Origin of the sequence: Pseudoalteromonas sp. B131b (assembly GCF_037162545.1) — a bacterium.
Lineage (GTDB): Bacteria > Pseudomonadota > Gammaproteobacteria > Enterobacterales > Alteromonadaceae > Pseudoalteromonas > Pseudoalteromonas fuliginea.
Genome location: NZ_JARLUZ010000001.1, coordinates 2691052 through 2706884, shown reverse-complemented (window position 1 = coordinate 2706884; position 15833 = coordinate 2691052). Strand labels below are relative to the sequence as shown.

The window sequence follows — 15833 nt, the reverse complement described above, 5'->3', positions numbered from 1 at the left end:
CATTAGCTTTTGGACTGGTTTTTTCTGATAGTTTTTTTACACTTTTAGGTTCTTTATAACTAAGTCCATAACCATAAGCAAATAAAGGATCGTAGTTTTTATCGCCTTTATTGAGAATAAATTGATCGTCAAATTTTGGCCACGAAAAACTTAATTTACCTGTAAAGTCGTATTTAACAGCATCGTTTTTATCTAAAAGTAAAACGTCAGCAACACCTTGCCCTTGTGAGCCCGGTAACCATGCGGCTACAAACGCATCCGACGCATTTATCTCTTTATTTACCCAAAGCGGACGACCGCTTATAAATACACTCACTACCGGAATGTTTTGTGCTTGCAGCGATTTTAATAAAACGAGATCTTTTTTATTATCTTGCTGATATTCAAGCCCTTGTATGTCGCCAAACCACTCGGCGTAAGGCTCTTCGCCAAACACGACTATTGCTATATCGGGTTTTTGCTTAAATTGTGCATTTTGCGATAATTCAATTTCACCACCAGCGGCAAGTACTTGTTCTTTTAAACCATCAAAAATAGACACTGCATTTGGAAAATCTGCATTGGTATTATCCGTTCCTTGCCATGATACGCTCCAACCACCCGCTTGTTTGGCAATATTATGTGCGCCATTACCTGTCACTAATATTTTGCTACGCGGAGATATTGGTAACACATTTTGATTATTTTTTAGTGTATTGTTTTTCAATAATACTAAAGACTTTCTAACAGCCTCACGTGCCAAAGCTTTATGCTCTGGGGCATTTAACCAGTCTGTATTTTTAGATTCTGCACGACTCGATGGCTTATCCTTGATAAATAATCCCCAACGCACTTTTGCGCGAAGAAAACGCCTAACCGCGTCATTTATTCGCTCAAGCTTTATATCGCCTTGCTTAACTTGCTTAACTGTATTGTGATAAAATGCCTCATAGTGTTCTGGCACCATCATTACATCGACACCGGCATTAAATGCACCGGCACATTGTTCAAGATCGCATCCTTTTACAAATTTATGCGCATTCCAATCACTTACAACAAATCCATCAAACCCCATTTTTTTCTTCAGTACAGTCGTTAATAAATATTTACTGCCGTGAACTCGTCTTGAATTCCAACTATTAAACGAGGCCATGATTGATTGCACACCTGATTCAATCGCCGAAAAATAACCCGCCGCGTGAATATCTCTCAGTGTTTTTTCATCAATCACAGTATTACCTCTATCTATACCGTTTTCGGTGCCGCCATCACCCACAAAGTGTTTTGCCGTAGCAATACGATGATAACCATTTAAAAAATCGTCGTTTATATCACCTTGTAAACCTGACACCATAGCACTTGCGTAACGTTTAACTATATCAGGGTCTTCTGAATAACTTTCGTAAGTACGTCCCCACCTATCATCCCTTACTACAGCAACTGTGGGTGCAAAACTCCATTCAATACCGGTTACTGAAACTTCTTTTGCTGTTGCTTTGCCAATTTTTTTATTAATTCTGCATCGTTAGCTGCACCTAAACCAATATTGTGAGGAAACAACGTTGCACCATATACATTACTATGACCATGCATAGCATCTGTGCCCCAAATGGTGGGTATTGTACTTTGGTCTTGCGAGCTATCAATTGAGGCTAAATACATTTCATCAGCAAAGCGTAACCACGTTTTTGAATCTGCGGTTTTATTGCCGTATGGTGCTGAATTACCTCCATTTAAATATGAGCCAAAGCCATACTTTCGCATTTTTTTAACGCTGAGATAGCTTATTTCTGGTTGAATTAATTGTGCTACTTTTTGCTCAATACTCATTGTCGCCATAAGCTCATCAATTTGGTGCTCAACCGATAGATTAGGCTTTAATTGCGTATTAACCATTGGCCAATCTACTGATTCTGTAGCCATTACGCTAACGCTTAAAGTACATACGCTTAACAAAGCAGGAAAAGTATTTCGCCAAAAACGACGATTAATAGTAAGCATTTAGGGATCCTTAGAGTTTTTATAACTTGATTTTTAATGCTGTTAGCCATTCGTGCTAACATTATTACGAAAAACGCTTCCTTGCGATTTTATGTAATTAACCTGAACCCTGGTTAAGAGATTTGCTAACATATTGAATCATGGTGATATTTAAATTTATTCTCTCTAACCAGCGATTTTCAGTGAAACAAGGCGAATTTACACGTCAATAGCTGGCCTACTGCAAGTAAATTTAACGCAGTTAGCGCTGAAAATAGCTGCTCAAGATAGGTTTATTATCCAGAGTTCAGGTTAATTAGCCGTAATAAAATAACGAACCACACAACGTTTAATGTAGTGATCAATTAAACAAAGTACTGTAGAACGACAAAGTGAGCTTAATTAGTTAGCCGTGTACTGAATGAAGTCATAGTATGCCCAAGCAGAGCTTTGATAATACTGACCTGGAAAATAATAAGCTTGCTCTGAGTTATCACCATGCCAGTGATTAATCATCAACTTGGTGTTATCAACCGGCCATGCATAAGCAGGAATTTCGTTATTTGTTAAATTGCCATCACCATTGTCTTTATACATAACGCGAATTGTTTGCTCTGTACCTTGGCTATTATAAATAAACCAGCGTATTTGATTTACACTCCACTCAAATCCTATTTCTACTAACTCATTTTGAATGTTTACTCCAAACTGTGCTAAATCAATATCTTCTTCCCAACTTTGATATACCCCGCCATTTGGCTGATAAATAATATTGGTATGAACGACATTGCCAAGTGAAGGTAAAAATTCAATATCAATTTCTTGCCAAGCCCGTCCTGGCTCATCAAACCATGAGGTATAGGTAAAAATAGATGATACAGTCCCTGGGGTATTCCCTGTTTTTAATGCTCCTTGTACTTTGCCATAGGTTATCGTATTTGTACTTTGTAGCTCAGCACATTTGTTGTTATCAACTACCAGTGTTATGCCATGTGAGCTTGGTGAGATTAGACCTGGTTCAAATGTACAGCCAAATGGGCTGCCATTATCGCCTGATCTGGGTGTCCATATTGATGAATCAAAACCCCATGTAAAATTATCTTTAAAACTATTAGCTAGTACATCAGGTACTAACAACGCATTTAGTAAAATGAATACGACTATTTTTTTATACATATTTAATGATCTCTATTAAGATTTAAATGCACGTCAAATACTGTAATTACACAACCGCTTAAAGCACAGGACGTGCGTTTTAATAATATATTTGACACTATAGGTTAAAAGTTAAACCCTACTTTTGCACCATAGTACCTAGGCATACCAAAACTGCCTTTAGCAAAGCCTTTAGAGGTACTGTTCCAATGCTGAACAGTTTCGTCACTGGCGTTACTAATGAACGCTTCTGCAAACCATTTTTGGCTTTGCGGTTCATATTTTAAAGAGGCATTAAACATTGCAAAGCTATCACGGGAGTCATCTATATAACGCGTGGCTTCATCAGAGATGGCAAACTCCATATCATCGAGGTGTTTATCAACGTTCCAAACTGTTGAATATGATTTATCTTTCCAACTTACATTAAACCAGCTGTGTATAAACCCGTATTCACCAAAATCAAAACTATGCGTGTAACTTAAATTAGCGGTAAATTTAGGCGTCATCGCCAAGACATTGCCTTTTAAATTAGTTTGTAACAAAGGATTTTCAGGATTGAGTGAGTCCTCATAAGAAATATCAAATAAATACTCAGCATCGTAGTCCCACTTTGTAAACCAATCGTCTGTTACTTGAGCCTCTGTCCAGGTTACATATCCCGTAATTCGACCGTTTGGATATGGCTTCCAATCAAATTCGAGCTCAATCCCTTTAATAGTAGAACCAGGTACATTTTGTGTGTAATACGCTATAACAGGCTGATTTATGTAATCTAATACAGGGTTTCCTGAGCCATCCAAAATAGGCCTGCCATCATTATCCTCGACAGCAGAAAGACGCTCAACGTTACCAATAGAACCAACAGATGCATACTGCATGTCTGTGTAATCTGTGTAGAAAAATGCAGCTTGTAGATTTAACGAGTTATCAAAAAAGCTCGATTTAGCGCCTATTTCCCATGTTAATACTTCTTCTGGATCAAATTGCGTTTCGAATCGATTTACTTCAGAGGTTCTATCGTTTACTACTTCAAACACATCGCCAATACCACCGGCTTTAAAGCCGCTTGCTAAATAAGTATAAAGCATTGTATCGGGGCTCAAGTCGTAATCTAAACCCACTCTAAAGTCATGGTGCGTCCAACTGCCTTTGTTGTCATTTTCAAAAAATGATGCGTAAATAGTAGGATCTTCAAAGTAATCTGCTGGCAAGTTATTTAAATCAGTACGATTAAACCAACCCGGCGCGCAGCCATCTGCATTTGAGCAACGATAAGAGCGCCCGCCTTTATCTTCTTTTGTTTCATCACTAAAGCGATATCCCAGTGTGGCGTGCAGTTTGGGGGTTATTTTATACGTAGCTTGAGCAAAAAATGCGAATGCATCGGTTGATCTATCAGGTTGATCCCAAAATACTTTATCGTCCATTGGATTATCGTAATACCCGAGCGTTGTGGTTTTTTCGTGAAAATAGTTAACGCCCACAATCCAAGTAAGGTCAGTCATATCCGATGATTGTAGTTGCAGCTCTGTAGAATAAGATTTAGCGCCAGTACCGTCTAAAAAATAAGTTGCACCATCCCAAACATCTAAACCCGCTTCGCTATCTTGCTTTGAGGAGCGCTCCATGTCTTCAAAGCCCACTAACCACACTAAATCAAGATCGTCTGTTAATGCATAATTAAGGGTATTACGTAAATACGTTATATCTAATTTAAGTTCACCGGGTACATTCACAACCGCTTGATATGCATTATCTGAAGGTAAAAAGTTTGAACAATCGCCACCGTACTCTGTTGGGCGACCTCGTAATTTATCGCAGTTTACCAAATCAACATTATTACCACTGTCGTTAACATATTTTTGAAATACGGTATGGTTGGTGAAATTACCATCTAAAGGCGACCATAACGTACTTACTCTAAATGAATACTCATTAGCACTATTATAAAAATCTGATTTGTCAGCTTCTGTTAACGCGCGAACTTGCTGCGACTCTGGGTTGGTAGCAGCTGCATCTATCCACCAATTCTCTCGTTGAGTAAGTGTACTGCCAATGTTTTGATATGAATCTTGTGAAATAACGTCTGTATTTAGTACTGCATCACTTAATCTGCGAGTATCGTATTGGTTAGGATCGTAATAACCTTCCAAATAAGAATCACGTTTTAACCCTTTAGCTGCAATACGGACCGCAAAATCGTCGCTAACTGAAAAGTTATAAAAACCTTCCGCACTGCGTGTATTATATTTGCCCGCTTCTAACGTTACACTACCATAATCATCAGTAAAATCAGGTTTTGCAGAAATAACATTAATGCTACCAACGGTCGAATTTCTGCCAAACAGCGTACCTTGTGGTCCACGTAGTGCTTCAATACGCTCAACATCGTACATTAATGCTAAAGCACCTTGCATTCTTGGTGAATAAATTCCATCTAAATGCACGCCAACAGCAGGGTCGCCAAGTTCAGTAATATTGGTAGAGCGCACGCCTCGCATAGATATAACTGGTGCTGATTGATCTGTTGCCGTTGATATATCAAGCCCAGGTACAAGATTTGCTATATCCCTTATATTATTAACACCACTTTGTTTTAATTGTGCCGATGTTAACGCTGTAATTGCGACGGGTGTTTCCATTAACCTTGTTTTACGCTTAGTCGCCGTTACCGATATAACTTCTAATGCAGTGTCATTTTTTTAACCTCGTTACTATTGCTTTGATCTGCTAAAGACTCTTGAGCAATACTAGGCAACGAACAAGCAAGTGCGATTGCCAAAGTTATTGTGTTTATTTTTTGCACGGGTATCACCTTTCAATTTGTGTGGGTTGTCAGAGGCATGTAAAACAGCTTTATTTACTACCTGTTAACAGGTTACAAATTAGTTACACCCATTGACTACCCTAATACGGTAAAGCGAAGCACTGGCAATACAACCCGAGTAAATTACACGTAAATAAAAATTAAGTTGTCATATTTATCATTATTAAATAACCTGAACTTTGGATAATAACTGCTTGAGATAAATAAGTTTAACTATCATTGTGGTTCAATATGTTCATAAATCTCTTAACCAGAATTCAGGTTAAATAGATATAAATTAACTAGAGCCTATTTACCTTTCGAGGTTAAATTTACAGCAGTATGTCTGGTTTTAGGCAAATTGGTGCTTATGAGTCGAGGTTATTCACCATAGGCGATGTAAGTCATTATATTAGCGCAGGAGCCGTTACCAGCTCCATTCGGTTACACACCTTACGCCTCGGTTAAGCCGCATTTAGATAAAACACATTTAAATCCTGAAAGATCAACCAGCCACAATAAAAGTGTTCCGATTGAGGTGAACATACGCTTTATGGATAATCAGATGTGATGAACTAAAAGCAAGGAGGGCAGCTTAACAACTCTTAGGTCACAGATATTAAAAAGCCATGGTTTTAAACCATGGCTTTTAAATTTAAAAATATGAAAAATTACTATTTTAGTGCTTTTTTAACAACTGGGTAGTGATCCCATACTTGTTTATCACTGAGTGAGCGTACCAGCTTAATGTATTCTGCGTGTGTCCAAGCTAGAGGTGTTGCTGAATTAGTCCCTTCGCCCAGTGTATAACCTGCTTTGTTTACACCAACGCCGTCCCATACTTGCTCTGGTAACATCATGCCTTCATTGGCAAATTGCTCTAGCCCTTTAACGTAACTGTTTTTAATTTGCGCTTGTTTAGCATCATCCAGAGCGTTGTTCGCATTAGCTGCAGCTATTTCATAGTTACCACGCTCACCGGTGAAAAACGGCCATACACGACCACGTTGGCCTGGTGTATTACTGCCACCCTCTGCGTAATTAGTACCGGTTACTTCATCTTCGCCGTAGCCATCATTACCGTAGCGACGGTAGCCTGCAAATGTGCCGCTGCCGTCGTCAAAGCTAAAGCTGTATTTAACTTGTAGGTTATCTTCAAGCGTTTCGTCATCGTACTCAGGCAATGTTTTAACAATGCTTTCGTCGTTAGCACCACGTACGCCGTAGCGTACTAGTTCTAAGAAGCCGCCATCTAAAATTTGCTTTTTGTTAAAACCTTCACGGCCATTATTAGCGTTAATTTTAGTGTCTGAGTTTGCATCGGTATCTTGGCCTATACGAATAAAGTATTCACCATCACTATTTTCGCCTTTTAAGTTACCTTTAGTGGTAAACATTTGCGATTCAATATCGTTGTTATACTTTTTAGCCGTAGCTAGGTAGCGCTGTGCGTTTTTATCATCGCCACTAAGCGCTGCTATATCACTGGCTGTAACAAGGCCTGCTACTATTGCGGCTGTAGTTGAAGGCGAATAACCGCTTTGCTCTTCCCAGCGCTCTTGTTGTGTTGCCGGTGGTGTAATTTGCGTGTCGTTCCACAAAATTTTAGCAAGGCCGCCCTCGACTAAAAAATCCGCCGCTGGTTTTAACATACGTGCGTACCAGTCTTTAAGCTCGGCATCACTAAGTACATTTGCTTGGTGTAATTTCCACGCAAGCATAATTGGCATCGCAGTTTGATCAAGCTGTACACCCACCCATTCTAGTTCGCCATCGACATGTGTTTTTTGTAAAAACCAGCCTGTATCGCCATTGTTACCTGGCGTTTTGCTATTAACTTGAACTTTTTCAAGGTATTCGAATGCTATTTTTGCTGTAGCTGTATCACCCAGTGCCATAAATGCCATAGCTACTTGGTAGAAATCTCGTACCCACACGGCTTTATAACCAGTTGAGCCTGTTTTAGCCGATACGGTTTCGCCCCACGGATTAGACAACGACGCAATAAGCGCACCTGCGTGCGTTTTGTCTTCTTGTGCTTTTAATACCATTGCGCTGGTATAAAGTAACTTACCGTTATCGGCCGTTTGCCCCGTCATTTTATTAATAGGTGTAAGGCTTTGTAGGTAATCTTGCCAACCAAATGCCGCACCTTTACCATTGTAGTTATCAAGTACACTTTGATAACCTTTTGCTAATGTTTGGGCGCCCTGCTCTGCACTTTGTTGCTCGTTATGTGCAAAGCTCAGTACTAAATCAAACGTGGTATTACTTTCAATATTGCCAAGCTCAGCAAGTAAACTGACATTACCTGACTGCTCACCAGTATTGCTATAGCTGGTATTTAATGATTGTGACTTTTTAAGCTCATCCAAACCATCGCTTACACCCGTAAAGCCAACCGTTTTTGCGCCAAATTCAGTATTTGCTTGCAATGTTAAGTAGTTGTCACCTTGCCAAGCAACTAAACCTTGCTCGGTAGTTTTTGCAAAATCATCAAGGCCGTTATTATCAATATATGGATTTACTACAACATAGGCTTTAACGTCTTTAAGGTCGGTATTAAACACGCTACGAACAAATAAACTTTGCCCATCAGGATCGGTAAAAACGTGTTTTTCAAGAGTGAATCTGCCTTGTTTATCTTTACTTACTATTTTATAAGCAAGTGATAACGGACGGCCTTGCTCGTCTTTGTATAGATAATCAATAGTGACATCAAGATCGTCTGCTTCGCTAACAGTAAAGTCTTTTCCTGTTACCACAAATTGCATATCTTTTATTTGTGCTTGATGAATAAGGCCAAACATAGTTTCGGTGATCATGCCTTTAGCTATTGAAAACCAGACTTTTGATACTACCCCTGTTGGTGCATCACTTGTGTAATGACCATTTTGGTATTGCTCGTACGATGTGCCAATCCCTGTTTTACCTGCGTATGACCAAAACGGGTCGCTGCCCGGGGCACCAGGCGCAGTTGTTTTAGATGTTTGTACTGTTTGTGACTGATTCGTATTTTGAGCACCGCATGCAGTTAATCCAAGTGCTAATAATGAAATAGTAATTAGGTTATAGTTTTTCATTTTTTTACTCTTAATTAGAATTTTTAACGCGCATAACAGCAATGGCTGCTAATACAAATGACGCAGCACCAATTAACAAAGCGTAAATGGGCTGATTAGAAAACACATGACTCAAAATAAGCCCTAAAATACTGGCTGCAAGTAGCTGTGGAATAACAATAAAGAAGTTAAATATTCCCATATAAACACCCATTTTATTACTCGGTAATGAGTTACTTAGCATTGCATAAGGCAGTGACAATATTGAAGCCCACGCAAAACCAACACCAATCATAGGAATAAGCAGCATTTTGGGGTCTGTTATAAACATAAAGCTGGCAATGCCTAATGCGCCTAGTAATAAGTTAAAACAATGCGCGCCTTTTAAGCCCATTTTTTTAACTAAGAATGGAATGCACATTGCGGCAATAGCAGCGAATCCATTGTAAGCCGCAAATAAAATACCGACCCAATCAGCGCCATCATTAAACGCTTTTGATGTTGTATCGCTACTCCCATAATGAAAGCTTGTTACTGCCGACGTGGTATAAATCCACATCGCAAATAAGGTAAACCAACTAAAAATTGCACCCAAGCTAATTGCTTCATCGCAGTTGGCATTGTAAATACATCTTGCACTACTTGATAAAAGCCCCCTTGAGTGTGATTTTTAGCTTTTAATAAACCAGCTATCCACTGCACAATGCCAAAGGCAAGTAAGCCACCCGCTAATAAATAAAGTTCTTTTTCAAGCGCTAAGCCCATCACTAGGGCAAGTGTTGCAAGGCCTAATACAACAAATATAATGCCGCCTTTATTGTAGTTAATATCAGCAATTTCAGCCGTTACAACTGGCCCTTTTTGTGCCTCAAATTTAGCTAATTGCTCAGGTGTGTATTCTTTTGTTTTTGCAACAGTCCACAACACAGCAGCTAGTAAAACAACGCCACCCCAGTAAAATGAGTACTTAACTGAGTCTGGTATTTCACCAATAGCTGCCGTGTTACTCACATCAAACCAATTTGTCATCATCCATGGCAGTGCTGATGCCAAAACTGCACCTATTCCAATAAAAAAACTTTGTAACCCATAACCGGTAGCGCGTTGTTTTTCTGGCAAGTTATCACCAACAAGTGCTCTAAATGGTTCCATGGTTACGTTAATTGACGCATCCATAATCCACAACATACCAGCAGCAATCCACAATGTTGGCGAATGCGGCATAATAAACAATGCAATGGTTGTTAATATTGCACCCAAAAAGAAAAATGGACGACGACGACCAAAACGACACCACGTTTTATCACTCCAATAACCAATAATAGGTTGCACAATTAAACCGGTTAGCGGTGCTGCTACCCATAAAATAGGAATATCATCCACTTGTGCGCCAAGGGTTTGAAATATTCGGCTCACGTTACCGTTTTGCAGGGCAAAACCAAACTGTATGCCTAAAAAGCCAAAACACATGTTCCATATTTGCCAAAAGCTTAGAGTTGGCTTGTCGCTATTATTTTGATTATTCATTATTAGCCTTATTTGTTAATACTGCGCTGCTAAATGCATCAAGTGTAAATGTGAAGGTTGCGCCTTGAGGCCCTGATGTAATCTCGGTGCTATGCTGCTCAAGTAAGTCATGCAATTGAGTGTATTCGCTGAGTCCCGCTAATTGCACTTTTGATAAATTAACCGTAATTGTTTGAGATTGTTCGCTAAAGTTACTTAATACGTAAAGCATTTGTTGGCCAAGTTTGCGGGTAAAGCCTACAACTCGCTCACTTCCTGTAACGCTTAGCTCACTCATTTCACCGCCCACCACTGCAGGTAAACTATTAAGTGACAGAATGGCTTTATAGTAATCACGAAGTGCTGACTGCTCTTTTGTTAAATTAGCGCCGTCAAACTTACCGCTATTCATCCATGCTTGATGCGCTGGTACGCCAATGTAATCAAAAATACTGGTGCGGGTTGGTAAGCCAAAGCCTGCATATTCAGATCCATCCTCCCCTACATCTTGGCCAAAATATAATAAGGTTGGTGCACGGCTAATCAGGTTTGAAACCACCATGGCTGGTTTACCCCACACGGCTTTGCCTGCAAAGTCTGGGCTTGCGATACGCTGTTCATCGTGATTTTCTAAAAAGTGCAGCATGTGCTGTTCAATATCCGCAACCTGTTGCTGCGCATCAAAAATAGCGTTTGCAGGTTGCTTGCTTTGCATAATTGCTTTTAAGGTATCGTAAAAACCGACCTTATCGTATAAATAGTCCATTTTACCTTGATGGATATAAGCACGGTACATTTTTGGGTTGTAAACTTCGGCAAGTAAAAATGCATCAGGGTTTTGCATTTTTATTGATGAGTTTAAAAAGCTCCAAAATTCAACCGGCACCATTTCGGCCATGTCGTACCTAAAGCCATCAACACCTTTATCTAACCAAAAAAGCGCAATGTCTCTAAATTTGTACCAGCTGTTAGGGAGCTCTTTATCTTGCCAAAACGCGTAGTGAGCACGGTAATCTTTATTTTTGTATTCACTTGGTAACTCTACAAAGTCGTAGCTGCCATCAGGCTTTACACCGTAATTCACTTTTACTGTTTCGTACCAATCGTTCATATCTGGTTTTGGAGATCGAGCACCATTACCTGTCCATTTGGCGGGTGTTTCATCAAAAAAACCATCAACAAGAGGATGAGCATTCCCGCCTAGCACTTTATAGGTTGTAGAGGTAGGCACTTGAAATGGCTGCCCAGGCACATAGTAAAAATTGTTGTTTTTATCGTACGTTTTACTGGTGTCGTCTTGCGCGCCAAAATCTTCAACCCCTTTAGGCTTTCCTAATGATTGATAATTTCGCGCAACATGGTTAGGCACTATATCAATAATGACTTTCATGCCATGGCTGTGCGTACGCTCAATGAGCTGGCTAAACTCTCCCATACGATTCGTCACGTTAATTGCTAAATCAGGATTTACATCATAATAATCTTTTATTGCATATGGCGAACCTGCTCGTCCTTTTACAACATCAGGGTCGTCTTGAGAAATCCCATAATCGCTATAATCGGCTACTAAGGCGTGGTGTAATACGCCAGTATACCAAACGTGCGTTGTTCCCAGCTCCTTTATACCTTTGAGGGCGGCATCGTTAAAATCGGCAAACTTACCTACGCCATTTTGCTCTTTAGTGCCCCATGAAACATTGGCTGTTTCGGTATTACCAAACAAGCGAGTAAATACTTGATATACAACCGGCTTGGTAAGCTCACTTTTTGTGTATGCATGCGCTTGCGGTTGCTCAGGTTTGTTATTCTCTGAACACCCTGTAGAAATAAGTGCGCTACACAGTACTGCGGATACATAAACTGATTTTTTCATTGTGTGTCTTTTTTGTCAGTATTGTTATTACTTTATACTAAAGATTACTGCAGCAACCATACAGTTGCTGCATACGTATTCAGGCAACTATTGTGGGGTATTTATAACGAATACCGTTGCACTCATAGCCGGTAAAGCAACTGTATTACCCAACACCTGTGTTTTGTGGGTGAATAAGTTTAGTGCTTTGGCATTTTTTGGTATTACTTCCTGCATATACTCAATATTCTTAGTGAGCTCTTTTGTGTTTTTATTCATAAATACCAACACAGTTTGCTCGCCGCTAATACGCGCGTAACTATACACACCTTGTTGAGGCGTAAAGTGTACAAGCTTTCCTTTATCAAGCGCAGTGCTGCCTTTTCTAAAATTAAGCAAGGTGCTAATTGTTTTATGCATCTCTTTTTGCTGTTTTGTTAGCCCCTCGCCCGTAAAGGCGTTACGAGTTTGGCCTTTAAATCCACCTGGGAAGTCTATTCTAATATCACCATGGTCTTTACTTGGAGTGTTATCTAATAGCACTTCCGTACCGTAGTACATTTGGGCTATACCTCGTGTGGTTAAAAACAAGGTCATTGCCATTTTAGTTTTGGCTTCGTCTTGGCCAAGTTCAGTGTAAACGCGGCTCATATCGTGATTATCTGCAAATACCATAATGTTATTGGTATCAGGGTATAAAAAATCATTAGCTAACGATTCATATACTTTAACCCAACCGGTGTTCCAACTTTCATCTTCATTTAGCGCTTGAATTACCGCCTCTTGCAACGAAAAGTCCATAACGCTTGGTAGGCTTGATGTATAGCCATCTTGGTTATGCTTACCACGTTGCCAGTAAGAGGCAATAGCAGGGTTAGAGGTCCACTCTTCTCCTACAATATTAAAATCCGGATACTCTTGCATAATTGCTTTTGTCCAATCGCTCAAAAATGCTTTATCTGAGTAAGAGTAAGTATCAACGCGAATACCACTTAAATCTGCGTATTCAATCCACCAAATCGCATTTTGAGTTAAATATTCGCTCAAGAGTGGTTGGCGCTGGTTTAAATCCGGCATGCTGGCTACAAACCAGCCATCGTTAAACTGGCGTTTATCGTAATCGCTTGCGTGTGGGTCTTGAATTGTTTGGCGGGCATGGCTTGTCGCATTTTTACCATTTTCAAATTCGCCATTAAAGTTGATCCAATCTTTGCTCGGTTTATCCTTCATCCATGTATGCTCAGCACCAAAGTGATTAAGCACCATATCCATTACCAAGCCTATACCCTGCTCTTTGGCCTTTACTGAGAGCGATTTATAAAGTGAATTAGAACCCATGCGTGGGTCTACGTTATAAAAATCAGTAATAGCATAACCGTGATAAGAGTAATCGGGCATGTTGTTTTCAAGCACCGGCGTTAACCATAACTGCGTTACACCTAAATCTTTTAAATATGGCAATGCATTAATAACACCTTGTATATCACCACCGTGTCGCCCGCCCTTTGTAGTAGGATCAGCGGCTTCTAGCATGCTAGGGACAGTATCGTTTTGCTCATCACCATTAGCAAAACGATCGGGGTTAATTAGATAAAGAGTATCGGCTGATGTAAACCCTTGGCGCTTTGCACTGTTTTTATCACGTGCAAGTAGCGGAAATTCAAAACTTTGGTTCGTTTCGCTGCTATTAAATTCAAGCGTTCCCGCTTTAGCGGCATCGGAAATGGTTATATTTAAAAATACATAATTAGGGTTATCTGTACGCGTTATTTTATTTAACTTAACGCCATTGTATTTAGCTAATTTAATTTGCTCGTTAGAAATGTTTTTTTCATGCACCATGATGGTTATAGTGCTTTTATTCATACCTACCCACCAATTGGCCGGTTCAACGTCAAGTGCATAGCTAATGGTTGGTAAGGTACATGCACTTACAAGTAAAAGTGTGTTTAAAAATCGCATCATTAGGCCTTTTTGATTTCTTTTAAAAAATCTTTATGAGTGGGTAACTGCTCTACCGTTGAAGTAATAAGCGTTTTTAATGTAGAAAATAAATCGTTAAGTTGTTCACTACTGAGTGAATCTACAATACTGTTGTAATCATCGGGGATAAGGCCCTGGCCTATAAACACTTGCTGCCAAGCAACTTCAGCAAATAACTCGTCGTTTTCACGGACTACCTTGCCTGTGTGTTTAAATAAACTGAGTTTATGAGCCAATGAGTCGGGAATTTCCATTTGCTTACACTGACGCCAAAATGCAGAGTCGCCCCGCTCTGTAAGTTTGTAATGCAAAATAATAAAATCGCGCATGTGCTCTATTTCTGTCACGCTTTGTTTATTAAACTCGCTTGCTAACGCATCGCTGATACCATGGTGTGGAAATAATTTAATCAGCCGTGTAACTGCGCTTTGAATTAGGTGAATGCTTGTAGATTCCAATGGCTCTAAAAAGCCACTTGATAAACCAACCGCGACTACATTTTTATGCCATTGTTTTACACGTCTACCTGTTTTGAATTTAATAAATCTAGGTTCTGTTATTGGATCTGCCGGTAAGTTATTAAGCAACAACGCCTTTGCGTCTTCATCCGATAAATAACGACTACAATAAACCAAGCCATTGCCTATTCGGCTTTGTAGCGGAATTTGCCACTGCCAACCGGCACTGTGCGCAATTGCTTGCGTATAAGGTTTTAATTCATCGTTTGATTTTGTTTGTACTGCGATGGCACTATCGCATGGTAAATAATGAGACCAATCTACAAATCCGGTATTGAGTGTTTTCTCAATAAGCAACGCACGCAACCCTGTGCAATCTATAAATAAATCACCGTTGATTTGCTTATTATCATCGAGTATGAGTGTTTCTACATTACCCGTTGCTAAACATTGTGTAACTTCACTAATTTTGGCATCAATGTGTTTTACACCGCGCGATATTGCCAGCTTTTTTAAATATTCAGCGTAGAGTGTTGCATCAAAGTGATACGCATAACTTAGGCCAGGCAATTGCGTATTAGGGATGGTATTTAATGGTGCAAATTTATGCTGTTTAGCAGCTTGATGATTTAACGAGAAATCCCATAGGCTATCTTCAGAGCCTGTAATATTTCCCTTTACCCAAAAATTGTAAAAATCGCAAAAAGGAAAGTCTTTTCCAAATGAGCCAAAAGCATGCATGTAGCTGTGAGAGGGTTTTTTCCAGTTTTCGAATTCAATACCGAGTTTAATTGTTGCGTTGGTTTCGTTTATAAACTCTTTTTCGTTAATGCCTAATGCGTTATTAAGTTGGATAATAGGTGGTATGGTTGCTTCTCCAACTCCCACGGTGCCAATAGATGATGACTCTATCAATGTGATATTAATTACTTTACCTAACACTTTATTAAGCAGTGCTGCAGTTATCCAACCTGCGGTACCACCGCCTGCGATCACGACGTGTTTTATTGATTTCATCTTATTATCCACGTTTTATTAAATCAAAGTAT

7 protein-coding genes and 2 pseudogenes are annotated in these 15833 nt (G+C 39.6%); all 9 read right to left on the bottom strand.

Annotated elements, in window-relative coordinates; all coding sequences use genetic code 11:
- Positions 1-115: 115 nt before the first annotated feature.
- A pseudogene (locus P4S65_RS12535) lies at positions 116-1743 on the bottom strand (glycoside hydrolase family 3 protein); the annotation flags it as partial.
- A 618-nt stretch (positions 1744-2361) separates the two neighbouring features.
- Positions 2362-3135 (bottom strand): family 16 glycosylhydrolase, encoded by a 774-nt coding sequence (locus tag P4S65_RS12530; RefSeq protein WP_337120278.1) that lies wholly within the window; start codon positions 3133-3135, stop codon positions 2362-2364.
- Positions 3136-3239: 104 nt separating this feature from the next.
- On the bottom strand, positions 3240-5759 hold the full coding sequence (locus tag P4S65_RS12525) for a TonB-dependent receptor (RefSeq protein WP_337120277.1): 2520 nt from the start codon (positions 5757-5759) through the stop codon (positions 3240-3242).
- A 41-nt stretch (positions 5760-5800) separates the two neighbouring features.
- Positions 5801-5923 carry a hypothetical protein gene (locus P4S65_RS12520; protein ID WP_337120276.1) on the bottom strand — a complete coding sequence of 41 codons (123 nt, stop codon included), beginning with the start codon at positions 5921-5923 and terminating at the stop codon, positions 5801-5803.
- 674 nt (positions 5924-6597) lie between these two features.
- Positions 6598-9006 carry a glycoside hydrolase family 15 protein gene (locus tag P4S65_RS12515; RefSeq protein WP_337120275.1) on the bottom strand — a complete coding sequence of 803 codons (2409 nt, stop codon included), beginning with the start codon at positions 9004-9006 and terminating at the stop codon, positions 6598-6600.
- Positions 9007-9016: 10 nt separating this feature from the next.
- A pseudogene (locus P4S65_RS12510) lies at positions 9017-10512 on the bottom strand (MFS transporter).
- Positions 10505-12364, bottom strand: coding sequence for an alpha-amylase family protein (locus P4S65_RS12505; RefSeq protein WP_337120274.1), 1860 nt, complete (start codon positions 12362-12364; stop codon positions 10505-10507). The pseudogene P4S65_RS12510 and the gene P4S65_RS12505 overlap by 8 nt, the downstream one beginning before the upstream one ends.
- Positions 12365-12451: 87 nt before the next feature.
- The gene (locus P4S65_RS12500; RefSeq protein ID WP_337120273.1) at positions 12452-14308 is read right to left on the bottom strand and encodes a glycoside hydrolase family 13 protein; all 1857 of its coding nucleotides are present in this window, start codon (positions 14306-14308) and stop codon (positions 12452-12454) included.
- Positions 14308-15801 carry a tryptophan halogenase family protein gene (locus P4S65_RS12495; protein ID WP_337120272.1) on the bottom strand — a complete coding sequence of 498 codons (1494 nt, stop codon included), beginning with the start codon at positions 15799-15801 and terminating at the stop codon, positions 14308-14310. Before P4S65_RS12495 ends, P4S65_RS12500 begins: the two co-directional genes overlap by 1 nt.
- Between the last annotated feature and the right edge of the window lie 32 nt (positions 15802-15833).

Bases quoted from the DNA above. Each gene is read 5' to 3' on its own strand.
- P4S65_RS12530 (WP_337120278.1), bottom strand. From the start codon at position 3,135: ATGTATAAAAAAATAGTCGTATTCATTTTACTAAATGCGTTGTTAGTA.
- P4S65_RS12525 (WP_337120277.1), bottom strand. From the start codon at position 5,759: ATGGAAACACCCGTCGCAATTACAGCGTTAACATCGGCACAATTAAAA.
- P4S65_RS12515 (WP_337120275.1), bottom strand. From the start codon at position 9,006: ATGAAAAACTATAACCTAATTACTATTTCATTATTAGCACTTGGATTA.
- P4S65_RS12505 (WP_337120274.1), bottom strand. From the start codon at position 12,364: ATGAAAAAATCAGTTTATGTATCCGCAGTACTGTGTAGCGCACTTATT.
- P4S65_RS12500 (WP_337120273.1), bottom strand. From the start codon at position 14,308: ATGATGCGATTTTTAAACACACTTTTACTTGTAAGTGCATGTACCTTA.
- P4S65_RS12495 (WP_337120272.1), bottom strand. From the start codon at position 15,801: ATGAAATCAATAAAACACGTCGTGATCGCAGGCGGTGGTACCGCAGGT.